General features: G+C 73.5%; 26 protein-coding genes, 1 tRNA gene and 1 pseudogene. 15 read left to right on the top strand and 13 right to left on the bottom strand.

All coding sequences use genetic code 11. The features are described from left to right. Nucleotides 1-394 precede the first annotated feature (394 nt). The 14 genes and pseudogenes from ACFT41_RS18250 to ACFT41_RS18185 all read left to right on the top strand — a co-directional run bounded on the left by ACFT41_RS18250 (nt 395) and on the right by ACFT41_RS18185 (nt 10,500). Nucleotides 395-769 carry a DUF6284 family protein gene (locus ACFT41_RS18250; protein ID WP_377587893.1) on the top strand — a complete coding sequence of 125 codons (375 nt, stop codon included), beginning with the start codon at nt 395-397 and terminating at the stop codon, nt 767-769. Beyond that, nucleotides 769-1,134, top strand: a complete 366-nt coding sequence (locus tag ACFT41_RS18245; RefSeq protein ID WP_377587894.1) for an RRQRL motif-containing zinc-binding protein — start codon at nt 769-771, stop codon at nt 1,132-1,134. Before ACFT41_RS18250 ends, ACFT41_RS18245 begins: the two co-directional genes overlap by 1 nt. A gap of 136 nt (nt 1,135-1,270) precedes the next feature. Beyond that, complete coding sequence (locus ACFT41_RS18240; protein WP_377587913.1) at nt 1,271-1,582, top strand: hypothetical protein; 312 nt, start codon at nt 1,271-1,273, stop codon at nt 1,580-1,582. Then, the gene (locus ACFT41_RS18235) at nt 1,582-2,451 is read left to right on the top strand and encodes a DUF2637 domain-containing protein (RefSeq protein ID WP_377587895.1); all 870 of its coding nucleotides are present in this window, start codon (nt 1,582-1,584) and stop codon (nt 2,449-2,451) included. Before ACFT41_RS18240 ends, ACFT41_RS18235 begins: the two co-directional genes overlap by 1 nt. An 84-nt stretch (nt 2,452-2,535) precedes the next feature. After that, the gene (locus ACFT41_RS18230) at nt 2,536-3,000 is read left to right on the top strand and encodes a Pycsar system effector family protein (RefSeq protein WP_377587896.1); all 465 of its coding nucleotides are present in this window, start codon (nt 2,536-2,538) and stop codon (nt 2,998-3,000) included. Nucleotides 3,001-3,150: 150 nt separating this feature from the next. Further along, nucleotides 3,151-3,537 carry a hypothetical protein gene (locus ACFT41_RS18225; RefSeq protein WP_357065648.1) on the top strand — a complete coding sequence of 129 codons (387 nt, stop codon included), beginning with the start codon at nt 3,151-3,153 and terminating at the stop codon, nt 3,535-3,537. After that, complete coding sequence (locus tag ACFT41_RS18220) at nt 3,537-5,483, top strand: conjugal transfer protein TraB (protein WP_377587897.1); 1,947 nt, start codon at nt 3,537-3,539, stop codon at nt 5,481-5,483. The genes ACFT41_RS18225 and ACFT41_RS18220 overlap by 1 nt, the downstream gene beginning before the upstream one ends. 130 nt (nt 5,484-5,613) lie before the next feature. Then, nucleotides 5,614-5,835: a hypothetical protein gene (locus tag ACFT41_RS18215; RefSeq protein WP_377587898.1), complete on the top strand. Its 222-nt coding sequence runs from the start codon at nt 5,614-5,616 to the stop codon at nt 5,833-5,835. Then, nucleotides 5,835-6,140, top strand: a complete 306-nt coding sequence (locus tag ACFT41_RS18210; RefSeq protein WP_377587899.1) for a hypothetical protein — start codon at nt 5,835-5,837, stop codon at nt 6,138-6,140. Before ACFT41_RS18215 ends, ACFT41_RS18210 begins: the two co-directional genes overlap by 1 nt. Before the next feature lie 112 nt (nt 6,141-6,252). Next, a pseudogene (locus ACFT41_RS18205) lies at nt 6,253-6,441 on the top strand (DUF2493 domain-containing protein); the annotation flags it as partial. A gap of 204 nt (nt 6,442-6,645) precedes the next feature. Further along, on the top strand, nt 6,646-7,521 hold the full coding sequence (locus tag ACFT41_RS18200) for a bifunctional DNA primase/polymerase (RefSeq protein WP_377587914.1): 876 nt from the start codon (nt 6,646-6,648) through the stop codon (nt 7,519-7,521). After that, the gene (locus ACFT41_RS18195; protein ID WP_377587900.1) at nt 7,518-8,735 is read left to right on the top strand and encodes a DUF3631 domain-containing protein; all 1,218 of its coding nucleotides are present in this window, start codon (nt 7,518-7,520) and stop codon (nt 8,733-8,735) included. Before ACFT41_RS18200 ends, ACFT41_RS18195 begins: the two co-directional genes overlap by 4 nt. Nucleotides 8,736-9,058: 323 nt before the next feature. Beyond that, nucleotides 9,059-9,295 carry a helix-turn-helix transcriptional regulator gene (locus tag ACFT41_RS18190; protein ID WP_377587915.1) on the top strand — a complete coding sequence of 79 codons (237 nt, stop codon included), beginning with the start codon at nt 9,059-9,061 and terminating at the stop codon, nt 9,293-9,295. Continuing rightward, a complete protein-coding gene (locus ACFT41_RS18185; RefSeq protein WP_377587901.1) occupies nt 9,295-10,500 on the top strand; it encodes a tyrosine-type recombinase/integrase in 1,206 nt (401 codons plus the stop codon). Before ACFT41_RS18190 ends, ACFT41_RS18185 begins: the two co-directional genes overlap by 1 nt. Nucleotides 10,501-10,584: 84 nt before the next feature. Here the strand turns inward: ACFT41_RS18185 and ACFT41_RS18180 are convergent. From ACFT41_RS18180 to ald, 9 genes are all read right to left on the bottom strand, one after another. After that, nucleotides 10,585-10,658: transfer RNA gene (locus tag ACFT41_RS18180), tRNA-Pro, on the bottom strand. 626 nt (nt 10,659-11,284) lie between these two features. Beyond that, nucleotides 11,285-12,688 (bottom strand): ribosome biogenesis GTPase Der, encoded by a 1,404-nt coding sequence (der, locus tag ACFT41_RS18175; protein WP_377587902.1) that lies wholly within the window; start codon nt 12,686-12,688, stop codon nt 11,285-11,287. Continuing rightward, nucleotides 12,685-13,365 carry a (d)CMP kinase gene (gene cmk, locus ACFT41_RS18170; RefSeq protein WP_377587903.1) on the bottom strand — a complete coding sequence of 227 codons (681 nt, stop codon included), beginning with the start codon at nt 13,363-13,365 and terminating at the stop codon, nt 12,685-12,687. Before cmk ends, der begins: the two co-directional genes overlap by 4 nt. A gap of 190 nt (nt 13,366-13,555) precedes the next feature. Next, entirely contained in the window at nt 13,556-14,326 is a 771-nt protein-coding gene (locus ACFT41_RS18165; protein WP_377587904.1) for a pseudouridine synthase, read from the bottom strand. Then, nucleotides 14,313-15,137 (bottom strand): SMC-Scp complex subunit ScpB, encoded by an 825-nt coding sequence (gene scpB, locus ACFT41_RS18160; protein ID WP_377587905.1) that lies wholly within the window; start codon nt 15,135-15,137, stop codon nt 14,313-14,315. The genes ACFT41_RS18165 and scpB overlap by 14 nt, the downstream gene beginning before the upstream one ends. Beyond that, nucleotides 15,130-16,185 (bottom strand): segregation and condensation protein A, encoded by a 1,056-nt coding sequence (locus ACFT41_RS18155; protein WP_377587906.1) that lies wholly within the window; start codon nt 16,183-16,185, stop codon nt 15,130-15,132. Before ACFT41_RS18155 ends, scpB begins: the two co-directional genes overlap by 8 nt. An 88-nt stretch (nt 16,186-16,273) precedes the next feature. Further along, on the bottom strand, nt 16,274-17,197 hold the full coding sequence (locus tag ACFT41_RS18150) for a ParA family protein (RefSeq protein ID WP_377587907.1): 924 nt from the start codon (nt 17,195-17,197) through the stop codon (nt 16,274-16,276). Nucleotides 17,198-17,409: 212 nt separating this feature from the next. Then, complete coding sequence (locus ACFT41_RS18145; RefSeq protein WP_377587916.1) at nt 17,410-18,420, bottom strand: site-specific tyrosine recombinase XerD; 1,011 nt, start codon at nt 18,418-18,420, stop codon at nt 17,410-17,412. Next, the gene (gene ald / locus ACFT41_RS18140) at nt 18,417-19,532 is read right to left on the bottom strand and encodes an alanine dehydrogenase (protein WP_377587908.1); all 1,116 of its coding nucleotides are present in this window, start codon (nt 19,530-19,532) and stop codon (nt 18,417-18,419) included. The genes ACFT41_RS18145 and ald overlap by 4 nt, the downstream gene beginning before the upstream one ends. Before the next feature lie 225 nt (nt 19,533-19,757). Between ald and ACFT41_RS18135 the strand changes: the two genes are divergently transcribed. Next, nucleotides 19,758-20,072 carry a TM2 domain-containing protein gene (locus tag ACFT41_RS18135; protein WP_377587917.1) on the top strand — a complete coding sequence of 105 codons (315 nt, stop codon included), beginning with the start codon at nt 19,758-19,760 and terminating at the stop codon, nt 20,070-20,072. Nucleotides 20,073-20,178: 106 nt separating this feature from the next. On the opposite strand, the gene ACFT41_RS18130 is transcribed toward ACFT41_RS18135, so the two are convergent. The 4 genes from ACFT41_RS18130 to ACFT41_RS18115 form a co-directional block, all read right to left on the bottom strand. After that, the gene (locus ACFT41_RS18130) at nt 20,179-20,784 is read right to left on the bottom strand and encodes an NUDIX domain-containing protein (protein WP_377587909.1); all 606 of its coding nucleotides are present in this window, start codon (nt 20,782-20,784) and stop codon (nt 20,179-20,181) included. Next, complete coding sequence (locus ACFT41_RS18125) at nt 20,781-22,544, bottom strand: CTP synthase (RefSeq protein WP_377587910.1); 1,764 nt, start codon at nt 22,542-22,544, stop codon at nt 20,781-20,783. The genes ACFT41_RS18130 and ACFT41_RS18125 overlap by 4 nt, the downstream gene beginning before the upstream one ends. A gap of 180 nt (nt 22,545-22,724) precedes the next feature. Beyond that, complete coding sequence (locus ACFT41_RS18120; protein WP_377613922.1) at nt 22,725-25,046, bottom strand: hypothetical protein; 2,322 nt, start codon at nt 25,044-25,046, stop codon at nt 22,725-22,727. Nucleotides 25,047-25,069: 23 nt separating this feature from the next. After that, on the bottom strand, nt 25,070-26,242 hold the full coding sequence (locus ACFT41_RS18115) for a glycosyltransferase family 4 protein (RefSeq protein WP_377587911.1): 1,173 nt from the start codon (nt 26,240-26,242) through the stop codon (nt 25,070-25,072). Nucleotides 26,243-26,293 lie beyond the last annotated feature (51 nt).

The following is a 26,293-nucleotide window of genomic DNA, read 5'->3' as shown; positions in this document are numbered from 1 at the left end:
CACGGTGGCCGACCTCGGTATGTCCCGAGCGAGCGGGCCGAGTGGGCGGATCTGGCGCGCGGTTGCTTCTGCCCTCTGATCGCTCCCTGTTGGGCGGGGCCGCGCTGTTACGGCGCGGTGTACGCCCCGGGGACGGTCCCCAGCCCGCTGTGTTCGGGCCGTGCGTGACCGGGGCGTGATCGCCCCGCGCTGTCTACCTGACCTGACCTGTAAGGAGAGGTGATCTCGCTATGTCCGTGCTCGCTGCGTGTGTACGCGTCACGACCAAGTCCAGCGCCACCTGGCGCATCTGCACCGCGTGCGGGGACCTCGCCCCGCTGGCCCCCGCCGAGCAGCACTGCCGGCCCTGCCGGCAGTCGTCACCCTCTCGCCGTACCGGAAGGAACCGATCGAAGTGACCCCCGACGACCGGCCCGGACCGTCTGCCTCTGACCTGGCCGCGATCGAGGCCGAATGGCCGCTGATCGCCGCCGAACTGGACCTGCTCGACGCCGAGATCAGCCTGATCTACGCCGCCGACCACGGCGGCCCGTCGCCGCTGGACTGGCGGCGGCTGCGCCGGGCTGAGGCCCGCGTTACCCGCACGGCCACGACGACGGTCCGCCCGGCCTGGAGCGCCGACGGGTGCGTGTCGCACAGCCTGGCCGTGGTCGGCTGGACCGGTTGCGGCTACCGCTGCGAGATCGTGCGCTGCCCCGACTGCGGTGGTGAGCAGGTGCTTCACCGCACCGAAGACGGGTGCCGGGCCGGCATGGCTCACGCGGCCTGATGTCCCGCATCCGCGCCGCCTACTGGGACCCGGACGGCGACCGCTACGGCATCCCCACCTTCTGGTGGAGAGGTGCCCCGCCCGGCTACGCCACCCGTCGTCAGCTTCGCGCCGCCGGTCTGCGCCCCGCTCAGCCGATCGCCGCGCAGGTGCTCTGGCGCGGTGTCGGCGGCACCCGCGCCGCGTACCTGTACCGGGTCGACCTGGCCCGGCCGAAGCGCACCGCCACCCCCGCCCAGCTCCGCGCCGTCCGCGCCGCGCTGACCGCCCGTCGTACCTGCCGCATCTGCGGCGTGACCCGCTCCTACTACATTCCGCGCTCGCTGGGCGAGTGCCTGACCTGCTTCGAAGGAGGCACCTCGTGATCTGGCTGTTGCTGATCCTGCTGGGTGGCCCGTTGGTGATGCTCGCCCCGTTCGTCATCGGCCACGCCCTCAACAGCGCCGTTCCGACCGTGAAGGAGACGCTTCGATGACCGCTCGGAAGACCCGCCGCGCCGTGATGGCGGAACTGATTCTGCTGGCCAACCCGACCACCATCTACACCCGAGGCGACGGCGTCTCGCTGTCGGTGGAGTTCGACAGCATCGCCGAGCTGCGTTCCTGGCTGCACCTGGCTGGGCTGAACACCCCGGACCTGCTCATCGGCGAGCACATCGGTACCCGCGCCGACGGCCGGCCGTACCGGGCCCTGAACGCCTACCCGACGTGGCACGGCTGGGAGATCTACGCCCACGCCACCGAGTACACCGACACCGCCGGGTCGCTGGACGGATCCACGGCCGACCGGCTCGCCGCGCTGGCGGTGGCCTGATGACCGCGCCGACGCTGAGCGTCTACCCCCGGTCGGTGGAGGAGTTGATGCCGGACGCGCACGCCCTGGTCGCCCGGCTCGGAACGGTGCCCTCGCGCAACCGGATCAAGACGGAGTTGCGGGTCGGTGGGCCGAAGGCGGACGCCATCCTCGACCGGCTGACCCGCCCGCCGGTCGACCCGACCGCCACCCCGACCGGCACCGCCCCCGACGCGGATGCCGCCGACCGGCCGACGGTCGACCCGGACCCCCACCCGTACGCCACCGAAGCCGACCCGCCCGCGCCGGACGCGCCCACGCCCCCCGGGCCGGACGCCTCGCCCGTGGCAGGTTCCGCCCCGGACGTGGCCGAGGCACCCGAGGTCGCGTCGGGGCAGGCAGCACCCGCCGTAGACCCGGGTCCCAACATCACCACCACCCCGACCGCCACCCGCCCAACGGGCCGGGGTTGGGCTTACGTCGGGGTGATCCTCGGCGGGGTGGTGTCGATCGCGGCGAACGTGGCGCACACCTACCTGCCGAAGCCGCCCGACGGCGCACCGCTCGGGTGGGCCCCGGACCCGGGGTGGTCCCCGTCGCCCCTGGCCGTGGCGTTGTCGGTGTTCTGGCCGGTGGCCCTGTTCGTCGCGGTGGAGATCCTGACCCGCATCCCCTGGGGCGAGGGATTCAGTTCCGTGGTCGCCCGGGTCGCCGGTGTGCTGCCGGTCGCGGTGGTCGCCGCCGTGGTGTCTTACCGGCATCTGTCCGGACTGCTGGAGCACTTCGGCGAGGACCCGCTCACCATCGCCATCGGCCCCCTCGCCGTCGACGGCCTGATGGTCATGGCATCGGCCGCCCTGCTGGTCACGAACCGCCGTAGCCGTACGTAGCTTCGCCCGGCGGCACGGCCCCTGGCTCGCAACCTGTGCCGTGCCGCCGGCCCTCACTCCTCCCGATGGAAGGCGAGACCTGAGATGTTGCCAGATACCACGTTCCTCACCACCGAGCTGGCCACCGTGCGCGCCGAGCTGGTCCGCGTGGACGCGAAAGCGTCGACCCTGCTGACGCTCGCCGGCACCGCCCTCACCGTCGGCCTGGCCGTGCTCGCCCGCGCCGACCTGCCCACCCCCGCCCTCGCCACCGGCGCCGCAACCGTCGCGGTGATCGGTGTCGCCGTCGGGCTGCTGGCCTGCGCGGTCCGCCCGTCCCTCGGCGGCGGACACGGCCACGAGCGTTACGCGACCAGCGCGCCGGGGGATCTGATGACCGACGCCGCTCTGCCGCCGCTGAGCATGGCGTCCCTGCGAGCACACGAGCTGGTCTGGCTGTCCCGAACCACGGTGGCGAAGTACCGCCGGGTTCGCACCGCCGTCGACCTGCTGCTGTCCGGGCTGGCGGGCACGGCGCTCACCGCCGCCCTGGTCGTGCTGCTCGGCTGACCGGTCTCCCGGCCGTGCCTGCCCGCACCCCGGCGTCGGGGTGCGGGTGGGTGCGGGGGCCGACCGGCCCGCACCACCCCAGTGTTTGCGCCGGGCGCGGCGTGTCTGGACAACTCCCGCGCCCGGCCCTCCCTGAAGGAGAACCACAGCATGGCAGGCATGCCCCAGGAACGTGGCATCTTCACCGGTGCCGACGCCCTCACCGACAACGTCGCGCTCGTGGAGTGGTTCAACTCCACCCGCCGCATCCTGCACGCCGCCGCCCTGGAACTCGGCGTGACCGCCTCCGAACTCGACGCCCGGCTGCGCGCCGTCGGCGGCGGCGTCATGGTCGGCGGACTCACCGGACGGGCCCGCGCCCGGCAGGTCGCCCGACCCATCACCCACGCCTCCGAAGCCCTCGTGACCGCGTCGCAGTACATCGTGACCGCGTCGACCCGCTTCGAGGCCGTGTACCTGCCCGAGCTGGAGGCCGTCGGCTACAAGGCACGCCGCGACGGGTTCCGCTTCACCACCGGCGGCGGGGGTGGCCGCTGATGGCCCGCACCCGGATGCCCCGCCACGGCGGACTCCCACCGGTCCGCTACTCCGTCGACCTCCGCTCGGCCGCGATCCCCTACCTCGCCTGCCCCACCGGCTGCCTGCTGGCGTGGCCGGCCGCCGCCGCGTCGCACCATTGGTGGGGCACCAACCCGTGGGCCGCCGCCGGCATCACCGCCGCCGGCGGCGGACTCACCGCGCTGACCTGGACGGCCGGGCGGGCGCGGGGTGTGATCCGGCAGCGGGTGGCGACCCTGCTCACCGCGACCGGGTCGGCGTGGGCGCTCGGCGCGACCATCGGCGCACCGTGGGAACGGCCGTGGCTGGACGTGTGGGCCGGCGGGACCGTCGTCGCGTCCGTCGCGGTCGCGGTGATGCGGCTGATGGCCAAGGCCAACCCCGACGAACAGGCCACCACCACCGGTGGCGGGGGTGGGTTGGCTGAGGCCGTCGCCGCCCTCAAGGATGCGCGGATCGGTCGGGCGAAGGTCGACGGGGCGAAGGTCCGCGCGTCGGTCACCATGCCCCACGGCGACACCCTCGCCGAGGTCGAAGGATCCCGCGAATCCATCGCATCCGCTCTCGACGTCGCGCCGACGGCGGTGCGGGTGCACCGCAACCCCGACAGCGTCCGCGCCGGTCACATTGAGGTGGTGCCGGTCGACCAGCTCCGCGACACCATCGCGTGGGCTGGCCCGTCCGCCCCCGGCCGGTCGGTCGGCGACGCCCCGTTGCGCTTCGGCTTGGCCGAGGATGGGGAGCCGGTCGGGTTGTGGCTCACCGGCCGTCCCGGCGTCCGCCCCGCCACCCACGTCCGCGCGACCGGCATGACGGGTTCGGGCAAGACGGAATGGGCCCTGGTGGTGATGACCGACTACCTGACCCGCACCGACGGCGCGCTGGTCGTGGTCGACACCGTGAAGCGGGATCAGACGGTCAAGCCGCTCAAGGCGGGGTTGACGCTGCTGGTCACCGAGGACGACCACGCGGAAGCGTTCTTCGACGTCCTCGCCGAGCAGGTCATCCCCGCCCGCACCGAAGCCCTGGGGCGGGAGGACCTGACCGAGTGGATGCCGGGATGCTCGCTGTCGCACCTGACGGTGTGGGTAGAGGAGTCGGCTGCGTGGTCCGGCCACCCGGCCCTGGTGCAGGTGGCCGAGCGGGCACGGTCGGCGGGTATCTGCCTCGTGTTGTCCCAGCAGCGCTGGACCCACGACCGGGCGCCGACGTCGCTGCGGTCGCAGTTCGCGACGAACGTGTGCTTCGGCATCGACAGCCGGGATGACCCGGCGCTTGCCCTCACCGGGGAGACCGTTGACGCGGGGGCGTCCCCGCAAGCCTGGGGCAGCAGCAAACCCGGATACCTCTACGTCGAATCCCCCGGCATCCCCACCAACCGGTGGGCGATCCCGTGCCGCGCCGAGCTGGCGCAGCGCGCCGACCTCGCCGAAGCCGTCACCGGCTGGACCACCGTGCGCCGGCCTCTCGACCCCGTCACCGCCAAGGCCCTCGCTCCCGTCATGCCCACCACCACCGCCACCGCCGCCGGCCCGGCTGCCACCGCCGACCACGATCACGACGACGACCAGGAGGTGCCGGCCATGGCCACCCGCCCCGGCGTCAACCCCAACGACCCGCCCGACGACATCGACCCCTCGCAGGAGATCGACACCACCCCGACGCCCCGGCGGATGTCGCTCGCCCTGCCCCCGCAGGCCAACCCCGAGCGCGCCCGTGCCGTGCTGCGCGAGCACATCACCGCCCTAGCCGAGCAGGGTGCCACCGAGGTACGCCCGGCCGACCTCGGCGACGTGCTCGCCGCGACCGGCTACGGCGCGAAGTGGCTCAGCAAGGCCCTCGGCGAACTCACCACCGGTAACCACCCGCTGCTGATGGCCGTCAACCGCAACGGCCGCTACCGCATCCTGCGCACCGGCCAGTAGCCACCCCCGGGGGCCGTGGAATCCACGTGGAATCCACACCGATTCCACGGCCCCTGACCTAGACAAACCCGCCGTGGAATCCACGTGGAATCCACGGGCGACCCGTCATGCCCACCATCAGGGAGCATCGATGAAACTCGCCATCCTCACCCTCGCCCTCGGCACCATCCTCGGCATCACCCTCGGTGTTCCCCTCGGCCGCCGCGTCGAGCGCGTCGCCTGGCACGCCGACGCCGCCATCACCCGCGCCCGCGTCACCGGATGGCTCATCCGCGACCTCGCCGGCTACGCCACCGCCACCGCCGGCACCGTCGCTGTCGCCGCGTTCGTCGTGTGGGCGCTGGCCCGCTGATGACCGGCACCCGCCGCGACGCCCCGTCGCGTCACGACCCGGCCCTGTCCGGGCTGGAGGTGTGGCTTACCGGCACCCGCGCCGAACTGCGCGCCGCCGCCACCGCACTTGCCGGGGCCGGGTGCGTCATCTGGCAGGGCACGCCCCGCCCGCTGACCGGTGCCGACGCTGGACGGTTCCGCGTCTACCTACGGCTGTCGGTCACCGCCGACCGCGCCGTCACCGGGCGGCCCGCCCCGGCCGCCGATAACGGGGCGGCCCTGATCGACCTGGACGCCGCACGCGCTACCCGCCGCCCCGCCTGACCGGCTGACCCAACACCTGATCGGCGCGCTTCGCGCGCTCACCACCAGGTGGCCAGCGTCCACGCGGCGCTGGCCACCGACCCGCCGCTGCCCGCTGGAAGGAGGAACCACCATGCGGGTACTGATCACCGGTTCCCGGACGTGGACCGACCGGGACACCATCGCCAACGCCCTAACCGCGCTCTACCAGCGGTACGGGTCGGCGTTGGTGGTGGTGCATGGGGCGTGTCCCCGTGGGGCGGACGCCATCGCCCACGCCTGGTGCAGCCGACACCGGGTACCGGTCGAGACCTACCCCGCCGACTGGACAACCGGCCGCGCCGCCGGACCACGCCGCAACGCGGCCATGGTCAACAGCCGCCCGGATCTCTGCCTGGCCTTCATCCGCAACGCATCCCCCGGTGCCACCGGCTGCGCCGCCCTCGCCGAACAAGCCGGCATCCCCACCCGGCGCAACCCCACCCCCCACGACATCCCCGCCCTACCGCAGGAAAGGAGACACCCCATGCCCGACCTGCTCGCCGCCGCCCTCGACTACGCCGCCCGAGGCTGGCCGGTATTCATGCTCGCCCGCTCCAAACGACCCGTCGCCAACTGCCCACCCTGCACCGATGCCGGCCCCGACCACGACCCGCACGCCTGCCCCTGCCTGACCTGCCACGGCTTCTACGCCGCCACCACCGACCCGCACCGGGTCGCCGCGATCATCGACGCCGTGCCGCGCGGGCAACTCGCCCTACGCACCGGGGCAGCGTCCGGCACGGTGGTCGTGGACGTCGACCCGCGCCACGGTGGCCACCACAGCATGGCCGCGCTCATCGCCGAAGGGCTCCTACCCCGCACCCGCTACGCCGTCACCGGGTCCGACGGGCTGCACCTGTACTACCGGCACCCCGGAACGTCGGTGATCTCCCGGCCGATGCCCGGCCGGCACGGCATCGACATCAAGGCCGATGGCGGCTACGTCGTGCTGCCGCCGAGCAGACACCAACGCACCGGCAGCCCGTACCGGTGGGCTGACACCGAACACGACCTGACTGAGATGGCCCCCGCCCTGCTCGACGCCTGCCAGGCCGCACCGACCCGCACCGTCAGCGACACGACCAGGTCGACCCGCACGCTCGGGGGCGGGGCCATCTCATCCCCTGACGCGCTGCTCGCCTCCATCCTGGCCACCGTCGCCGCCGCCCCCAAGGGACGCCACCGCGTGACCCTCTACGGCGCCGCCCGAGGCGTCGCCCGGATGGTCGCCGCCGGGGCCATCAACCACGCCGACGCGATTGCCGCTCTCACCGACACCGGCCGCGCCGCCCAACAGACCGAACGCGAAATCCGCGGTGCCATCACCGGCGGATTCCGAGACGAAGGAGTTGCCCCATGAGCCACACCGACCAGCTCGACGGCGCGGCGATCCTCGACCAGGTGCGCGCCTGCCTCACCAAGTACGTGATCCTCCCCAGCCCCGAAGCGGTCGACGCCGTCGCGCTGTGGATCGCCGCGACCCACGCCCAAGCCGCGTGGGCACACGCGCCCCGACTGGTCATCCGGGCCCCGGAGAAGCGGTGCGGGAAGTCGCGTCTTCTCGACGTGGTCGAGGGCACCTGCCACGACCCGCTCATCACCGTCAACGCCTCACCCGCCGCCGTCTACCGCGCCATCGGCACCGGCCAACCCCCGACCCTACTCGTGGATGAGGCAGACACCCTGTTCGGCGGAAAGAACGCCGACGCCAACGAGGACCTACGCGGGCTGCTCAACGCCGGTCACCAGCGCAACCGGCCCGCGATCCGCTGGGACAACAACACCCAAAGCCTGGAAAAGATCCCCACCTTCGCCATGGCCGCCCTCGCCGGCATCGGCGCTATGCCCGACACCATCGAAGACCGCGCCGTCGTCATCCGCATGCGCCGCCGCGCCCCCGGCGAGCAAGTCGCCCCCTACCGCCACCGCCGCGACGGCCCCGCCCTCCGCACCCTCGCCCAACAACTGGCCGGATGGCTCCGGGCCAACCTCGCCATCCTCGAAGCCGCGGAACCGCCCATGCCGGTAGAGGACCGGGCCGCCGACACCTGGGAACCCCTCGTGGCCGTCGCCGACCTCGCCGGGGGAACCTGGCCCGCCCGCGCCCGCCAGGCCGTCACCGTCCTGACCGCCGAAGCCGACGACGCCGGCAACGTCTCCCAACGCGTCCGGCTCCTCGCCGACATCCGCACCGCATTCGCCACCCTCGGTAACCCGCCCGCCGCGCCCACCGCCGACCTGCTCGCCGCCCTCAACGGCGACCCCGAAGCACCCTGGGCCGACAGCGGCCCCAACGGACTCACCGGCAAGAAACTCGGCGACCTGCTCCGCGAGTTCGGCGTCAAGTCGGAGACGATCCGCTTCCCCGTCGGGCAGGCCAAGGGCTACAACCGGACCGCGTTCACCGACGCGTGGCAGCGCTACTGCCCCGCACCCGAGAACCCTTCCACGGGGGTATCGGTACCACCCGTACCAACCTCAATTCCGCAGGTCATCCCCGGTACGGGTCACGTGCCTGTTACGGATCGATCCGTACCACGACGCGCCCTCACCACCGCCCCCGGTACGCGTTAACCCGTACCGCAATCCGACCCGTACCAACCCTGACCAGGGAAAACGACCCTGGTACGGGTGGTACGCGTACCCCGGCCACCCGGAACAGCCCCACCCGGCCGCCCAGGGAACGCCGCCCCCTCAGAACGGCCCGCTGAGAAGCCCTCAGCCGCACCGGCCCACACCCGTAACACCGGGCAACACCGGATCGCGGCCCCACGACGCTCTCAGCGGGCCGTTCTGTGCCTATCTGAGCTGATACCTCCCGCTTCTACCTCGCAACACCAGCCGCCGACCGAAAGGCACCCACCGTGCGACTCGTGACGCAGAACGCCTCACCAGAGATGCCCGCCGCGCCGGAGGTAGACGACACCATCCGACTCTCGTCCAAGCCGTTCATGTCCACCGAGGAACTCGCCGAGCTGCTCGACGTTGACCCGTCGACCATCCGGCGGTGGCGTACGGTCCCGCCCTTGCAGGGCCCGCCGTTCATCCAGATTTCCGACCGCGTCGTGAAGTACGTGACGGCCGACGTCGAGCGATGGCTTTCCGCTCGCCGGGTCTACCCGAAGGCGGCTTGATGGCACCCCCACAGCAACCACCGATCGGCGTGCAACTCACTACCGATGTGGAGTTTCGCGCCGGCCGTGCACGCCCCTACCGGGCGCGCGTCCGGTGGATCGACCCGCCGACCAAGCGCCGACTGTCCAAGTCCACGTCGGTAGCCACGCCCGAAGAGGCGAAAGCGTGGATCGATGAAATGGTCAGCACAGCACAGGGCGGCGTCGACCCGCTCGCCGCGACGAAACGACTTGCCGAGTACGGCGAAAGCGTGATGACGCTGGCACTCCGAGGATTGGAACGCAAGACCCTCGACCCGTACCTTGCCGGGTGGCGAAAGCGCGTGGTGCCGGCTCTCGGACACATTCCGGTCCGAATGATCACCAACGGCGCGGTAGACCGGGCCGTGCACGGATGGATTGCCGACGAGTGCAGTCGATCGACGGTCAAGAACAGCCTTGCCGTGCTGGTCCGGGTGATGCAGCAGGCCGTACGGGACGGCATCATCTCGCGAAATCCCGCCCAGGTCACCGGATGGCAGCGCGAGTACCAACGAGCAGAAGACGAGTTGGACGACCCGCGCACGCTGGCGCTGCCGCACTGGGAAGCGCTGACAGGGCTTGCCGCCGCGTTGGTCGAGCGATCCGCGAACGGCTTTCCCGGTTGGGGTGACGTCACGATCTTCGCCGCGTGCACGGCAGCGCGCATCGGCGAGGTGTCCGGCGTCCGGGCCGAGGACATCAACCGGGAAACGTGGATGTGGACGGTACGCCGACAGACCACACCGGGACCCGGTGGCCTGATCGACAAAGGCACCAAGGGAAAGCGCGCACGCGTAGTCCCGCTGATCGAAGAGGTGCGACCGATCGTGGCTCGCCGCCTGGATTCGGTCACCGCGCCGCAGTCTCGGCTGTTCACCGGGCCGCGCGGTGGACGGATCAGCACCGCCGTACTGCGCGACGCCACGCACTGGGATGAGGTGGTCACGAAGCTGGGCTACGAACACCTACGCCGGCACGACCTGCGCCACACCGGCCTGACCTGGATGGCCGACGCCGGGGTGCCAGTGCACGTGCTCCGCAAGATTGCCGGCCACGGGTCGCTAACCACGACACAGCGATACCTGCACCCCGACCGGCAGTCGATCACCGACGCGGGAACGGCACTCAGCGCGCACCTGAAGGCACGCCGGTCCCCAAGTGGTCCCCAGCTACGCGCCGTCTAGATCAGGAAATCTCTACCGCTCTAATACGAGTTAGAGGCCGTTGACCAGGGCGTAAGCCCCGGTTGACGGCCTCTTTTCGTGCTGTCGGGACGGCCGGATTCGAACCGACGACCCCTTGACCCCCAGTCAAGTGCGCTACCAAGCTGCGCCACGTCCCGATGCTCCCGCGAGGCACTTCCTCCCTGCGACAGCCGGTACAGCTTAGCGCACGATCTTCGCCACGCATGCATTGCCCCCGCCCCTTCGCCACCTCACGCCCGCTAGCGCGTCCTAGGGGGATAGGGGGCTGGTTTTCGCCAGGCAGGGCGACAAGTCTGTCGGGGCCGGTGAGCGCCTGCGGGGGCCTCAGCGCGCGGCTCCACGCCGGCACTTCACCGCCACCACCGCACAACGCGTCCTCCCCGCCCGTCGCATCGCGGCCCTCTGAACCTGGACAGCTACTGTTCGCCAGCGACGGCAACTGTCCAAGATCACGGCGGGTAGGGCTGGGTGGCCCGGTCAGGCCCACCTCCGCCTGGACGCCTCAGCCGAGGCACCCGCGGGCCCGGATCCCCCGTGAACCGTAGGCACGACCGCAGGCCCGATCCGCTTAGACCATGGGCAAGGAACGGGCCGATCCGCGTCAACCGTAGGCAAGAACCGGCCGATCCGCGTCGAACGCAGGCAAGAAGGCGTGCCCGATCCGTGTGGAACGTAGACAGGACAGTGCTGCCCGGCCCCTACGGCGGGGCCGGGCAGCAAGCGGATCAGGGCCAGGCGTCAGGAGAAGGAGGCGAGTGCGATGTCAGCCGTGCGCCTTGCCCCTGCCGCCCGGACCGAGCTTCTTGCGCGGGCGTACCGAGATCTCCACCGGGCTGCCCTCGAAGCCGAACTCCTCGCGAAGCTTGCGCTCGACGAAGCGTTGGTAGCCGGCGTCCAGCGGCGCGGTGGTGAAGAGCACGAACCGCGGCGGGGCGACCCCCGCCTGGGTGGCGAAGAGGATCTTCGGCGCCCGGCCGCCCCGCACCGGGTGCGGGGTGGCCTGCACCAGGGCGGTCAGCCAGGAGTTGAGCTGCGCCGTTGGCACCCGGGTCTCCCAGCTCGCCAGGGCCTTGCGCAGCGACGGGGCGAGCTTGTCGACCGCGCGGCCCGTCCTGGCCGACAGGTTGATCCGCAGGGCCCACGGGATGCGGCGCAGCTCCCGTTCGATCTCCTTGTCCAGGTAGTACCGGCGGTCGCCGTCGACCAGGTCCCACTTGTTGAAGGCGATGACCAGGGCCCGGCCGGCCTCGGTGACCATGGACAGGATCCGCTGGTCCTGCTCGCTGATCGGCTCGCTGGAGTCGAGCAGCACCACGGCCACCTCGGCGGCCTCGATCGCCGAGGCGGTGCGCAGGCTGGCGTAGTATTCGGTGCCGCTGGCCTTGCCGACCCGCTTGCGCAGCCCGGCGGTGTCCACCAACTGCCAGGTCTCCCCGCCGATCTCGACGAGGCTGTCCACCGGGTCGACGGTGGTGCCGGCGACCGAGTCGACGACCGCCCGCTCCTCGCCCGAGAACCGGTTGAGCAGGCTGGACTTGCCGACGTTGGGCCGGCCGACGAGGGCCACCCGGCGCGGGCCACGGGGGCGGTTCTCCACGATCGCCGGCGCCTCGGGCAGCGCCTGGAGGATCCTGTCGAGCAGGTCGCCGGAGCCCCGGCCGTGCAGCGCCGAGACCGGGTGCGGCTCGCCGAGGCCGAGCGACCACAGCGAGGTCGACTCCATCTCGATCGTGGTGTTGTCGGCCTTGTTGGCCACCAGGATGACCGGCTTGGCGCTGCGCCGCAGCATCTTGACGGCGGCCTCGTCCACGTCGGTGGAGCCGACCATCGCGTCGACGACGAAAAGCACCACGTCTGCGGTGGCGACGGCGATTTCGGCCTGCGCGGCGATCGCCGCGGCCCGGTCCTTCGCGTCCGGCTCCCAGCCGCCCGTGTCGACGACCGTGAACGCCCGGCCGGACCACTGCGCGTCGTACGGGACGCGGTCCCGGGTCACCCCGGGGATGTCCTCGACGACCGCCTGCCGACGGCCGATGATGCGGTTGACCAGGGTGGACTTGCCGACGTTGGGGCGGCCGACGACGGCCACCACCGGCATCGGGCCGGTCGGCTCCTCGACGGCGACGTCCGGCTCGCGCAGCTCCACCCAGCCCTCGTCGGTGGTCATGCCACTCCCCGATCGGCCAGCAGCGCGCGCAGCCGGTCGACGACCTCGTCGATGCCCAGCTCCGTGGTGTCCAGCACCACCGCGTCGGCGGCCTGCTGCAACGGGTCGGCCTTGCGGGTCGAGTCGAGCCGATCGCGGCGGGCCAGGTCGGCGGCGGTGGCGACCACGTCGGTGGCGTCCTCTGCGCTGCGCCGCTGGGCGCGCGCCGTCTCGGAGGCGGTCAGGTAGACCTTCAGGTCCGCGTCGGGGACGACGACCGAACCGATGTCGCGGCCCTCGACGACGATCCGGCCGGCCTTCGCGATCAGCTCCCGCTGCCGGGCCACCAGCAGCGCCCGGACCGACGGTACGGCGGCCACGGCGGAGACCGCGCCGGTGACCTCGGTACCCCGGATCTCGGCGTCGACGGTCACGCCGTCGGCGGTCACGGCGTACCCCTGGGGGTCGGTGCCGATGCGCAGGTCCACCTCGGCGGCGACCTTGCCCACCGCCTCGGCGTCGGTCAGGTCGACGCCCGAGCGCAGCACCGCCCAGGTGATCGCCCGGTACATCGCCCCGGTGTCCAGGTAGCGAGCGCCGAGGCCCACGGCGAGCCGCCGGGAGACGGTGGACTTACCCGAACCGGACGGCCCGTCCACAGCGACCACGCAGCGCCCGGCCCGTACGTTTTCCTCCACCGTGATCCTCCTCAGCCCGTGCCTCGCGCGGGGCCCGGCGGCCCGTCGCGAGCGGTTGTCGTCGTCGTCAATCATGCCCGCGGCCCGTCGAGGTGCCGCGCGCGACGCCGTCGGTGGCGACCCACGCCACCGCGCGCCCCGTCCGGGGCGTCACGGAAGCCTACCCGTTGGGGTACCCCGCCCTACGGGGTCAGTCACCCACCGCCTTGAACAGGGCGGCGACCTCGGCGTTGGTGAGCCGCCGGGTCCGCCCGGCGCGCAGGTCACCAAGGCGGATCGGCCCGATCGAGGTACGCACGAGGCGCGACACCGGGTGCCCGACCTCGCCCAACAGGCGTCGGACGATGTGCTTGCGCCCCTCGTGCAGGGTCAGCTCCACCTGGGCGGTCTTGCCCAGGGTGTCCACCACCTTGAAGGAGTCGACCGTGACGGGGCCGTCCTCCAGCTCGACGCCGGCGGCCAGCCGCTTGCCGAGGTTGCGCGGGATCGGCCCGGCCACCTCGCACAGGTACGTCTTCGGCACCCCGTACGACGGGTGGGTGAGCCGGTGGGCGAGGTCGCCGTCGTTGGTGAGCAGCAGCAGGCCCTCGCTGTCTGCGTCGAGCCGCCCGACGTGGTAGACCCGCTGCTCCACCCGGTTGCCGATGAAGTCCGACAGGGCGGCGCGGCCCTTCTCGTCCGCCATGGTGGAGACGACGCCGCGCGGCTTGTTCAGGGCCAGGTATACCAGCCGGGTGTCGGCCTGGAGGCGCTCGCCGTCGACGAGGATGACGTCCCGGGTCGGGTCGGCCCGGTCGCCGAGCTGGGCCACCTTCCCGTTCACGGTGACCCGGCGGCGGAAGATCAGGTCCTCGCAGGCGCGGCGGGATCCCACGCCGGCGGCGGCCAACACCTTCTGGAGGCGTTCGGCCCCCTCGAAGACGGGCGCGTCGGTCTTGGGGGCACGGTCATCGCGTCGCATCGGCAAGCTCTTCTACGTCGTCGGGGAGGAACGGGGCGAGCGGGGGCAACTCGTCGACCGAGTTCAACCCCAGCTTTTCCAGGAACATCGTGGTGGTCCGGTAGAGGAAGGCACCGCTGTCCGGTTCGGCGCCGCACTCCTCGACCAGCCCGCGGGAGACCAGCGTACGGATCACCCCGTCGCAGTTGACACCCCGGATGGCCGAGATGCGCGAACGGGTCACCGGCTGCCGGTACGCCACCACGGCGAGGGCCTCCAGCGCCGCCTGGGTCAGCCGGACAGACTGCCCGTCCAGCACGAATCGCTCGACGTACGTGGCGTATTCCGGCCGGGTGTAGAGCCGCCAGCCGCCGGCGGCCCGGCGCAGCTCGAAGCCGTGCCCGGCGGCGGTGTATCCGGCCGCGATGTCGTCGAGCAGCGGGCCGACCCGCTCCGGGGCCTGTTCGAGGACCTGGGCCAGGGTCAGCTCGCTGACGGGCTCGTCCACCACCAGCAGGATGGCCTCCAGCGCCCCGCGCAACTCCGCGTCGTCGAGCACGGGTGCCGGCGGGGGCGCGGGAGCGGGTCGCCGCCGCGTGGCCCCCTGCCTCCGCTCCCCCCGGCCCCCACTCTCCCCGGCCTCCCCGCCGTCGCCGGCCTCGGCCGCCTCCCCCACCGGGGAGATCATGGAGGAATCCGACCCTTCCAGGGGCCGCTCGCTTCCAAGATCTTCCGAGCCGGCGGCCGGGGTGGGGGGTCGGGGGCGGTCCCAGGGCGGGACCCAGGCGGCGGCCTGGTCGGCCAGGGAATCCCGGCGCTCCTCGTCACTCATCGCGCTGCTCCTCGCCGTTCACGCCCATGCCGTTCCCGCCCGCGCCATTCCCACCGGCGCCACCGTCACCGCCTGTATCGCCGACACCGCCTGTATCGCCGACACCATCGACACCGCCGGCACCGCCTGTATCGCCGCTCGTGCCCGGCTCGGGCGGGGTGCCGGCGTACTCGCCGACGTGCAGCTCGGTGCCGCCGTCGGCGGGGCCGGTCCAGCGGACGGTCAGCTCCTCCAGCGCCTGCTCCTGCACGAAGGACACGAGGCCCTCCCGGTACAGCTCCAGCAGCGCCAGGAACCGGGCCACCACCTCCAGGGTGGCCTCGCAGTCGGCGCAGAGCAGGGAGAACGTGGCGACGCCGGCCCGGCGCAGCCGCTTGGCGATGATCGCGGCGTGTTCCCGGACGCTGACCCGGACCAGGTGCACGTGCGCGATGGAGACCTCGGGCACCGGCTTCGGCGTCATCGCCCTGATCGCCAGCTTGAGCAGCCGCTCGGGGCCGATGCCGAGCACCAGGTCGGGCAGCGCCTCGGCGTAGCGGGCTTCCAGGGTGACCGCCCGGGGATAGCGCCGGCCGCCGACCGCCTCCAGCTCGGCGATGTGCGCGGCCGCCTCCTTGAACGCCTTGTACTGCAGCAGCCGGGCGAAGAGCAGGTCCCGCGCCTCCAGCAGCGCCAGGTCCTCCTCGTCCTCGACCTCGGCGGCAGGCAGCAGCCGGGCTGCCTTCAGGTCCAGCAGGGTGGCGGCGACCAGCAGGAACTCGCTGGTCTCGTCCAGGTCCCACTGGTCGCCCATGGCCCGCAGGTAGGCGATGAACTCGTCGGTGACCCGGTGCAGGGCGACCTCGGTGACGTCCAGCTTGTGCTTGCTGATGAGCTGGAGCAGCAGGTCGAACGGGCCGGTGAAGTTGTCCAGCCGGACGGTGAACCCGGTGGGCTCCCCGCCCGCACCGTCACCGGCAGCCCCGCCCGCACCGTCACCGGTCACGCCGCCCTTGCCGGCCACCGGGGGCGGCGGCGCGGCGGGCGGGTCGAGGGGTGGCGCGGTCACCGGACGACCGTAGTCCACGCCCTTGCCGCTGCGGCGGCAAGGTGCGACCCCGGTCGGGGACGCGCGCGACGACGACGGGCCACCCGGCCTACCGCTCCGCCTGCGCGGCGATCACCTCGCGGGCGAGTTGCCGGTAGTTGCGGGCACCGGACGAGGCCGGGTCCATGGTGGTGATGGGCGCCCCTGCCACGGTGGACTCGGGGAACTTCACCGTCTTGGTGATCACCGTCTGGTAGACCTTGTCGCCGAACGCCTCGACCACCCGCTGGAGCACCTGCCGGCAGTGGGTGGTGCGGCTGTCGTACATGGTGGCGAGGATGCCCTCGAGCTCCAGGTCGAAGTTGAGCCGCTCGCGCACCTTGTCGATCGTGTCCAGCAGCAGGGCCACGCCCCGCAGGCTGAAGAACTCGCACTCCAGGGGGATCAGCACCCCGTGCGCGACGGTCAGTGCGTTGATCGCCAGCAGGCCGAGGGAGGGCTGGCAGTCGATGAGGACGTAGTCGTATTCCTTGCGGATCGACCTGAGCACCCGGGCCAGGGCCATCTCGCGGGCGACCTCGTTGACGAGCTGTATCTCGGCGGCGGAGAGGTCGATGTTGGCCGGCAGCAGGTGCAGCCCCGCCACGTCCGTCTTGATCAGGACGTCCTCGGCGGTGACGTCGTCCTGCATGAGCAGGTTGTAGACCGACAGGTCGAGGTTGTGCGGGTTGACGCCGAGGCCCACGGAGAGGGCGCCCTGCGGGTCGAAGTCGACCAGCAGCACCTTGCGGCCGTACTCGGCGAGCGCCGCGCCCAGGTTGATCGTGGTGGTGGTCTTGCCGACGCCGCCCTTCTGGTTGGCCATCGCGATGATCCGGGCCGGCCCATGCCGGTCGGTGGGCATCGGCTCGGGGATCGGCTTGCGCATCGTGTAGGCCGCCGGGTCCGCCGGCCCGAGGTCCGCGCCGAGCGTGGCCTGCTGCTCGCGGAGCTCCGACGTCCAGGTCTCGGCACGGTCACCGTTGCCAGCCATGTCCTCGTTGCCCCCTCCCGACGACCACCCGACGTCGGAGCCGTCCGACGTCCCTCGCGGCGCCGCTGCGCACCCCGGTCCTGTCGCCCCGCAAGGTCCGCGCCATGCCGACTGTACGCCACCGATCAGCAGGGCGTTCGGCACCGGTACGGCGTGTCGGCCCCGACCGGCCGGTCCCCGGCGGGCAGGTCCGGTCGACGCGTCACGCGCGGTCAGCCACGGGCCCGGGGATGGGCGGTGGCGTACACCTCGCGCAGCCGCTCCACGGTGACCAGCGTGTAGACCTGGGTGGTGGTCACCGAGGCGTGGCCGAGCAACTCCTGCACCACCCGCACGTCGGCCCCGCCGTCGAGCAGGTGGGTGGCGTACGAGTGGCGCAGGGTGTGCGGGGAGACGGCGTTCGCCCCGTCCACCGGCAGCCCGGCCCGCTCGGCGGCCCGCCGCAGGATCGTCCAGGCCCCCTGCCGGGTCAGGGCGCCCCCGCGTGCGTTGACGAACACCGCCGGGGTGCCCCGGCCGGCGGCCACCAGGGCCGGTCGGCCGCGCACCAGCCAGGCGCGCAGCGCCTCGACGGCGTACCCGCCGACCGGCACGAGGCGGGTCCGGCCGCCCTTGCCGCGCAGCAGCACCGTCGCCTCGCCGCCGTCCAGGCCGTCGAGGTCGTCGATCGCCGCGCCGACGGCCTCGGAGATCCGCGCGCCGGTACCGTACAGGAACTCCAGCAACGCCCGGTCGCGCAGCGCGAGGGGCGCGCCGTCGCCGGCGGTGGTCACCGCGCCGGCGGTCTCCAGCAGCCGCACCACCGCGTCGACGGCGAGCGCCCGGGGCAGCCGGCGCGGCGGGGCGGGCGGTCGGACGTCGCGGCTCGGGTCGGCGCCGGCCAGCCCCTCGCGCAGGGCGAAGCGGTGCAGCCCGCGCACGGCCGACGCCGCCCGGGCGGCGGAGGAGACCGCCAGGGGCGGGCGGCCGTCGTCGCCGGCGCGCAGCCGGGCCAGGTGCGACTCGACGGCGCCGGCGCCGACCGAGGCGAGGTCGGCGATCCCGGCGTCGGCGAGGGTGGCGAGGTAGCGGTCCAGGTCCCGACGGTACGAGGCGAGGGTGTTCGCGGACAGGCCACGCTCGACGGTGAGGTGGTCGAGGTAGCCGTGCAGGGCGCGGCGCAGGGCCGGCGAGGGTTCCGCGCCGGCCCCCTCCGGTGCCCCGGTGCGCTGCTGCCCGGTCAGGCCAGCACCTCGGCCAGGGGCAGGGTCGGCATGCCGTGCGCCTCGGCGACCGGCCCGTAGACGACCTGCCCGTCGTGGGTGTTCAGGCCCAGCGCCAGGGCCGGGTCGCGGCGCAGCGCCTCACGCCAACCCTGGTTGGCCAGCTCCAGCGCGTACGGCAGGGTCACGTTGGTCAGCGCGTAGGTGCTGGTGTGCGGCACCGCGCCGGGCATGTTCGCCACGCAGTAGAAGATCGTGTCGTGCACCCGGTACGTCGGCTCGGCGTGGGTGGTGGGCCGGGAGTCCTCGAAGCAGCCACCCTGGTCGATGGAGATGTCGACGAGCACGCTGCCCGGCTTCATCCGGGAGACCAGCTCGTTGGAGATCAGCGTCGGGGCCTTCGCGCCGGGGACGAGGACCGCGCCGATGACCAGGTCCGCGTCGAGCACCGCCCGTTCGATCTCGTACGCGTTGGAGGCGACCGTCTGCAGGTGGCCCCGGTAGATGGCGTCGGCCTGGCGCAGCCGGGCCACGTTCTTGTCCAGCAGCAGCACCTCCGCCTGCAGGCCGAGCGCGATCGCGGCGGCGTTCATGCCGGACACGCCCGCGCCGATGACCACGGTCTTCGCCGCGTACACGCCGGAGACGCCGCCCATCAGGATGCCGCGCCCGCCGCCCTGCCGCTGCAGGTGGTACGCGCCGACCTGCGGGGCGAGCCGGCCGGCCACCTCGGACATCGGGGCGAGCAGCGGCAGCGACCGGTCGGGCAGCTCCACGGTCTCGTACGCGATGCCGGTGACCCTCCGGTCGACCAGCGCGTCGGTGCACTCCTTGGACGCGGCCAGATGCAGGTAGGTGAAGAGCACCTGCCCGGGGCGCATGCGGTGGTATTCCTCGGTGACCGGCTCCTTGACCTTGAGTACCAGCTCGGCGGTCGCCCACACCTCGTCGGCGGTGGCCAGGATCTTCGCGCCGGCCGCGGCGAACTCGTCGTCGGCGATGCTCGACCCGACACCGGCGCCGGACTCGACGAAGACCTGGTGGCCGTTGCGGGTGAACTCGTTGACGCCCGCGGGCGTGATGGCCACGCGGTATTCGTGGTTCTTGACCTCGCGAGGGATTCCGACCTTCACGATGCAGACACCTCTCTCCGGGGCCGTCCCGCCCCGACCGCCCGGTGCGCGGCGGCCCCGTTGCCGCCGCGGTCCACCGTCCCGCCGGCGGCAGTCTAGGCGGGCCGCCCGTTACGCGGCGCCGACACTGTGCCATTCCGTGCCCGGGGGTGCTGACGATGTGTCAGGCGTCGACCGGGCCGGTGGTGGAGAGCGGATCGGCCGTTCCGACAGTGTTCGCCTCCCATCGTCCCACCGGTGGGGTGCCGCTGCGGACAGGACGCGAGTCGATCACTATCGTTTCGCCCCATGACCACTCCTCACCAGCAGTACCCGCAGGGCGTCTCCGACAAGAGCAAGGTCGTCGCGGGCATTCTCGGCATCCTCCTCGGCGGCTTCGGCGTCGGGCGGTTCTACATGGGCGACACCAAGACAGGCGTGCTCCAGCTCGTGGTGACCCTGGTCACCTGCGGCTTCGGCGCCCTCTGGGGCACCATCGACGGCATCCTGATCCTGGTCAACGGCGGCGTCGACGGGCAGGGTCGCCCGCTGCGCGACTGATCTCCACCACACCCCGAAGGGGCCGTGCGGTTCGCCGCACGGCCCCTCCGTCGTCACACCCCGTCCGCCCGCCGCTGACCTTCGCCAGGGCGCCGGTCGGCCCGGCTCAGCGCGGCAGCGGCGCGTCCAGGCGGCGCAGCGCCGACCAGCCGACGTCCCGGGCACGGGCGGCGGCGAGCACCCCCGCCACGGCGGAGGCGTTGGTGATCTCGCCGGCCAGCACCATCCGCACCGCCTCGTCGAGGTCCACCCGGACCACCTGGAGGTCGGCCTCCTCCTCGCTGCGCTCGTGGCGCTGCCCGGCGGGCACGTCGGCGAGGTCCCGGGCCAGGAAGACCCGGACGACCTCGTCGGAGAAGCCGGGCGAGCTGTGCAGGTCGACCAGCACGTCGATGGTGCCGGCGGTGAGGTCGGCCTCCTCGGCCAGTTCCCGGGCCGCGGCGGCGGCCAGGTCCTCGCCGGTGACGTCCATCAGCCCGGCGGGCAGCTCCCACAGGTGCCGGCCGGCCGGGTGCCGGTACTGCCGGATGAGCACCACCTGGCCGGCGTCGTCGAGGGCCACGACGGCGACCGCGCCGACGTGCCGGACGTAGTCGCGGGCGGCGGTGCCCCCGCCGGGCATGGTGACCTCGTCGGTGACCACGGAGAAGATCCGCCCGGCGTAGTGTTCCCGCCGGTCGGTCACCTCGTAGCGGTGCTCGACGGCGCTCACGACGCCGATGCCGTCTCGCGCCCGGCGGTCGCGCCGCCGTTGCGGTCGGCCCGGCTCGCCGCCTCCGCCGCGACGCCGACGGCGTCCAGGTCGACCGGGAGCTGGTCGGCCTCGGAGTAGGCGACGGCGGCCTTCACGAACGCCGCGAACAGCGGGTGTGGCCGGGTCGGGCGGCTCTTCAGCTCAGGGTGCGCCTGGGTGGCCACGAAGAACGGGTGCAGGTCGCGGTCGAGCTCGACGAACTCGACGAGCCGGCCGTCCGGGGAGGTGCCGGAGATGTGCAGCCCCGCCTTGGTGAGCTGGTCGCGGTAGGCGTTGTTCACCTCGTACCGGTGCCGGTGCCGCTCGCTGACCTCGGCGACGCCGTACGCCTCGGCGACGATCGACCCCTCGGCCAGCCGCGCCGGGTACGCCCCCAGCCGCATGGTGCCGCCCAGGTCGCCCCGGCCGGCGACGATGTCCTCCTGGTCGGCCATGGTGGCGATGACCGGGTGCGTGGCCTCGGAGTCGAACTCGAGGGAGTTCGCCCCGTGCAGGCCGGCCAGGTGCCGGGCCACCTCGATGGTCATGCACTGCAGGCCGAGGCAGAGGCCGAGCAGCGGTACGCCGTTCTCCCGGGCGTACCGGGCGGTGCCGATCTTGCCCTCGATGCCGCGTACGCCGAAGCCGCCGGGGATGACGATGCCGTCCACGCCGGCCAGGGCCGCCGCCGCGCCGATCGGGGTGACGCAGTCGTCGCTGGGCACCCAGCGCAGCTGCACCCGGGCCCGGTGGCCGAAGCCGGCGGCCCGGATCGCCTCGCTGACCGACAGATACGCGTCGGGCAGGTCGACGTACTTGCCGACCACCGCCACCGTGACGGTGTGCCGGGGCTGGTGCACCCGGTCGAGCAGGTCGTCCCAGCTGGCCCAGTCCACGTCGCGGAAGGACAGGCCGAGGCGGCGCACCACGTACGCGTCGAGGCCCTCGCGGTGCAGCACCTTCGGGATGTCGTAGATGCTCGGCGCGTCCGGGGCGGCGACGACCGCCTCGGTGTCCACGTCGCAGTAGAGCGACAGCTTGACCTTGACCTTCTCCGGGATCTCCCGGTCGCAGCGCAGCACCAGCGCGTCGGGCTGGATGCCGATGCTGCGCAGCTGCGCCACCGAGTGCTGGGTGGGCTTGGTCTTCAGCTCGCCCGACGGGGCGAGGTATGGCACCAGCGAGACGTGCAGGTAGAAGCAGTTGTCCCGGCCCAGGTCGTGGCGGACCTGGCGGATCGCCTCCAGGAACGGCAGCGACTCGATGTCGCCGACGGTGCCGCCGACCTCGGTGATCACCACGTCCGGGATCTGGCCCTCGGCGTCCGGGTCGGCCATGCCGAGGATGCGGGCCTTGATCTCGTTGGTGATGTGCGGGATCACCTGGACGGTGTCGCCCAGGTATTCCCCGCGCCGCTCCTTGGCGATCACGTCGGAGTAGATCTGGCCGGTGGTGACGTTCGCCTTGCCGGACAGGTCCCGGTCGAGGAACCGCTCGTAGTGCCCGACGTCGAGGTCGGTCTCGGCGCCGTCCTCGGTGATGAAGACCTCGCCGTGCTGGAACGGGTTCATCGTCCCCGGGTCGACGTTGAGGTACGGGTCCAGCTTCTGCATCACCACGCGCAGCCCCCGGGCCGAGAGGAGGTTGCCGAGGCTGGAGGCGGTGAGGCCCTTACCCAACGAGGAGGCCACGCCCCCGGTGACGAAAATGTGCCTGGTCGTCCGTGCTGAAGGGGCCAAGGCCTGCTCCCGTGTCGTCCGTCGCGGTCGTGCAGACCGCCGTGCCGATCAGTGCCGAACAGCCAGCCGTGCCGGCTGCGGGCCAAATGATCACGCGATCCACGGGACTCCACGCTAACACCTCCCCGGGCCGGGCCCGCAGGCCGCACCCGAGGTCGCCCGGCCGGGCGGCGCACCGGGTCAGGCCGCCGCGGCCCCCGTCGATGCGCGGGCGGCCCGGTCGGGTGCCCGGTCCGGTGCGTCCCCACCGCTGCCCGCGCCCGCGTCGGCCGGCGGCGCGGGGTGCGGGTCGCCGGCCGGCGGCGTGGTCCCGTCGCCGGTCCCGGTCCCGCCGCCGGCCCCGGGACCGTCGGGGCCGCCCGGCGGGGCGACGCCGAGCCGGCCGTTGGCGGGGCCGCCGTCGCCCGGCTGGGTCCGGTCGGTGGAGTGGTCGAGCACCCGCAGCGCCGCGAGCGCCGCCATCGGCACCACCAGCGCACCGGCGGCGCCGGCCACGTCGAGCGCGGAGCCCTCGAGCACCCCGCCGAGGCCGGCGGCCACCCCCGTGCCCGCCATCGCCGCCCGCATCGCAGGGTAGATCCCGAACAGCCGCATCAGCCCACCCCACGGCTGGAGCAGCGCGAACCAGACCAGCAGGGCACCCGCCAGGGCCAGCACCGTGAGCGGGCTGTTGACCAGGGTCTCGAAGTTGGCGGTGCTGGACCGGTGGACGGTCAGCCCGCCGGTGCCGTCGCCGAGGGCGGCCAGGAACCGGCCGAGGCTGCCCCGCTCGGTCGCCGGCCGGCGCAGGTCGAGCACCGCGAAGCCGATCGTGACCGCCAGCCCCGCCATGCCCGCCCATACCAGCCGGCTGACCGTCAGCCAGCCACCGGTGCTGATCGCGGCGGCCACGCTCACCCCGGCCGTCAGCGCGATGGCACCGATGGAGTCCCCGCCGAGGTAGGGGCTGCCCACCACCACCACGGCGGCCCCGCCGACGGCGACGACCACCATGGGCCGCCACCGGCGGTGGACCCGCTGGGCCAGCCAGCCGGCGCACAGCAGCGACCCGGCGACGAACACGCCGAGCCCGACGGTGCCCAGGCCGGAGAACCGGCCGCCTTCCAGGGCCGAGTAGCCGGCCACCCCGTTGAGCTGCAACCGCGACCCGGTGAGCACGTCGGCGGCGACCACGAGGGTGGCCAGGCCGGCGACCGCGCCCAGCGGCCCGAGCGTCGCGTCGTGCCCGGGGGCGAACCGGACGGCGGCGGTCGCACCGACCAACACCAGCACGGTGGTCGCCGCGAACCACCAGCCGGCGTGGTCGCCGCGCCACCACGGCACCACGTCGGCGAGCAGGGCCGCCGGCACCGCGAGGGCGACGGCGATCAGCAGCAGTTCGACCGCGGCCACCACCCGCCGGGGCACCGGCGCCGGGCCGACGGGCCCGGCGTGCCGGCGGGCGCGACGCAGCAGCGGCAGCACTGCCACGGCCAGCACCACCTGCGCGCCGGCGAGCAGGGCGAAGAACCAGCCGGCGACCCGCCGCTGGGCGGCGGCCTCCCGATCGGCGTCGGCCGGCGCGGCGATCGCGGCGGGCAGGTCCGCCGGGCGTCCGCCGACGGTGCGGGCGGGCCGGCCGAGGAACAGCCGCTCGGGCATCGGCCGGCCGAGCGCGGCGAGCGCGGTCGGCGCCAGGTCGACCAGTTGCAGGTAGCCCTCCCGGCCGGTGGTCGGCGAGGTGAGCCAGCCCCGTTCCCAGCCGGGCCCGTCGGCGACGGCGACGTGCAGCCGGGACGGCAGGTCGGTATCGGAGATCCCGGCCACCAGCACCAGGGAGCGCGGGGGCCGGCCGGCGAGGACCCGGGCCAGGTCGGCGTCGGCCCGGCGGGCCTGCTCGGCCCGGGCCGCCCGGTCGGCACCGGCGACGGTGCCGAGGTCGACGATGCTCAGCACGCAGGAGCCGAGCAGCGGGGCCGGGTCGTCGGGCAGCGCCGAGGCATACCGGTCGACCCGGCCGAACGGGCGGGCGGCGGCCACCGCCGCGCCGGGACCGACGGCGACCGAGCAGCGCACCGACTCCGCCAGCGAGCCGGGCACCGCGCCCCAGGGCAGGCGCTGCTGGTTGTGCTGCACCACGCTCTCCTGGTCGGGCAGGTTCGCGCCGATGCCGTCGGGCTGCTCGACGGTCACCCCGGCCGACGGGCACCCGCCGCCGCCCCGGCTGCCGTTCCAGGCGGCGAAATTCCCGGCGCCCAGGGTCAGCCAGCCGTCGACGGGGCAGGTGGGCCGGTGGGCCGAGCGCACCGACAGGGAGCCGATCGAGCCCTGCTCGGCCATCCGCCACAACGTCGGGGTGGTCTGCGGGTCGACGTCGTCCCAGCGCAGGCCGGCCACCCCGACGAGCACCACGAAGTCGGCGGTGCGCCCGGGCGCCTCGGTGGCGGGCCGGGCGGCGAGGGCGGTCACCCCGAGCACCACGACCAGCACGGTCAGCAGGACCGGCGGCAGCCTGCGCAGCAGCACCGGTTTCAGTGCGCGCAGCATCACCGGCGTCCCGTCGACGGGGCGTCCGTGCCGGGGGCGGCCGGGCCGCTGGTGTCCCCGGCCAGCTCCGCGTAGAGCGCCGCCAGCTCGGCGACGGTGTCCGCCTCGGTGGGCCACGTCGCCGCCCGCGCGGCCCCGGAGCGACCCAGCTCGGCCCGCCGGTCGGGGTCGTCGAGCAGGTCGCGCACGGCCGCGTCGACCGCGTCCACGTCGGCTGCGGGCACCAGCACGGCGGCGTCGCCGACCAGCTCCGGCAGGCCGCCGACGGCGGTCGCCACCAGCGGTACGCCGGCCCGCAGCGCCTCCTGCGCGAACAGTTGGCGGGCCTCCCAGTCGCTGGTCACCACGGCCAGGTCGGCGCCGGCTAGCAGGTCGGCCACGTCGGTGCGGTGCCCGAGCAGGGTGACCGGGGCCCGGGCGGCGGAGATCCGGGCGGCGAGGGGCAGGTACGCCGGGCCGCTGCCGGCGATCACCACGACGGGCGGCGGGGTCCGGCGGCGCCACCGGGCGGCGGCGTCGACCAGCACGTCGTACCGCTTCTGGGGGTGCAGCCGGCCGACGGAGAGGATCAGCGGTTGGCCGTCGGCGGCCCCGAACTCGGCGCGGACGGCGGCCCGGCGGCGACGCGGCGCGGGCAGCGCCGGCGCGGCGACCGGAGCGAGCCGGGCGTCGGCGGCGCCGAGGTCGGCGGCCCGCTCGACCAGGTCGGCGCTTGCGCCGAGGGCGACCCGGACTCCCCGGGCGACGACCCGCTCGGCCAGCCGGGACAGCCCGCCGCGCAACCCCCGGGCGAGGACCGCGTTGTGCCAGGTGACCACGAGTGGGGCGGCCGGCCGGGCGAGGACGGCGACGAGGCCGGCACGCAGCCCGTGCGCGTGCACGACGGCGACCGGTTCGGTCTCGGTGGCCAGCACGCGGCGAAGCGCGGCGACGGCCCGGGCGTCGGCGGGGGTCGGGCTGGCCGGGATCTCGACCCGCTGGAAGCGGGCTCCCACGCCGGTGAAGTCGAACTGCTCCTCGGCGGCGGCGGGCCCGCAGACCAGCACCGCCGCGCCCGCCGCGGCGAGGCCCCGTGCGACGGAGCGGACGTGCTGGCCGACGCCGCCGGTGCTGGAGGCGAGCAGCAGCGCCACGGTGCCGTGCCGTCCGACGGCCGGTGTCGCGCCCGTCACCGCGACCACCTCCGGTCCACCGCCACCCCCGGTCGGCCGCCCGTCGTCACG

Source organism: Micromonospora sp. NPDC057141 (assembly GCF_042670805.1).
Lineage (GTDB): Bacteria > Actinomycetota > Actinomycetes > Mycobacteriales > Micromonosporaceae > Micromonospora.
This window is presented reverse-complemented; position numbering and strand designations above follow the sequence as displayed.

Bases quoted from the DNA above. Each gene is read 5' to 3' on its own strand.
- ACFT41_RS18200 (WP_377587914.1), top strand. From the start codon at position 6,646: ATGCCCGACCTGCTCGCCGCCGCCCTCGACTACGCCGCCCGAGGCTGG.
- ACFT41_RS18210 (WP_377587899.1), top strand. From the start codon at position 5,835: ATGACCGGCACCCGCCGCGACGCCCCGTCGCGTCACGACCCGGCCCTG.
- der (WP_377587902.1), bottom strand. From the start codon at position 12,688: ATGACCACCGACGAGGGCTGGGTGGAGCTGCGCGAGCCGGACGTCGCC.
- ACFT41_RS18195 (WP_377587900.1), top strand. From the start codon at position 7,518: ATGAGCCACACCGACCAGCTCGACGGCGCGGCGATCCTCGACCAGGTG.
- ACFT41_RS18190 (WP_377587915.1), top strand. From the start codon at position 9,059: ATGCCCGCCGCGCCGGAGGTAGACGACACCATCCGACTCTCGTCCAAG.
- ACFT41_RS18225 (WP_357065648.1), top strand. From the start codon at position 3,151: ATGGCAGGCATGCCCCAGGAACGTGGCATCTTCACCGGTGCCGACGCC.
- ACFT41_RS18235 (WP_377587895.1), top strand. From the start codon at position 1,582: ATGACCGCGCCGACGCTGAGCGTCTACCCCCGGTCGGTGGAGGAGTTG.
- ACFT41_RS18215 (WP_377587898.1), top strand. From the start codon at position 5,614: ATGAAACTCGCCATCCTCACCCTCGCCCTCGGCACCATCCTCGGCATC.
- ACFT41_RS18245 (WP_377587894.1), top strand. From the start codon at position 769: ATGTCCCGCATCCGCGCCGCCTACTGGGACCCGGACGGCGACCGCTAC.
- ACFT41_RS18230 (WP_377587896.1), top strand. From the start codon at position 2,536: ATGTTGCCAGATACCACGTTCCTCACCACCGAGCTGGCCACCGTGCGC.
- ACFT41_RS18185 (WP_377587901.1), top strand. From the start codon at position 9,295: ATGGCACCCCCACAGCAACCACCGATCGGCGTGCAACTCACTACCGAT.
- ACFT41_RS18220 (WP_377587897.1), top strand. From the start codon at position 3,537: ATGGCCCGCACCCGGATGCCCCGCCACGGCGGACTCCCACCGGTCCGC.
- ACFT41_RS18165 (WP_377587904.1), bottom strand. From the start codon at position 14,326: ATGCGACGCGATGACCGTGCCCCCAAGACCGACGCGCCCGTCTTCGAG.
- ACFT41_RS18240 (WP_377587913.1), top strand. From the start codon at position 1,271: ATGGCGGAACTGATTCTGCTGGCCAACCCGACCACCATCTACACCCGA.
- ACFT41_RS18150 (WP_377587907.1), bottom strand. From the start codon at position 17,197: ATGGCTGGCAACGGTGACCGTGCCGAGACCTGGACGTCGGAGCTCCGC.
- scpB (WP_377587905.1), bottom strand. From the start codon at position 15,137: ATGAGTGACGAGGAGCGCCGGGATTCCCTGGCCGACCAGGCCGCCGCC.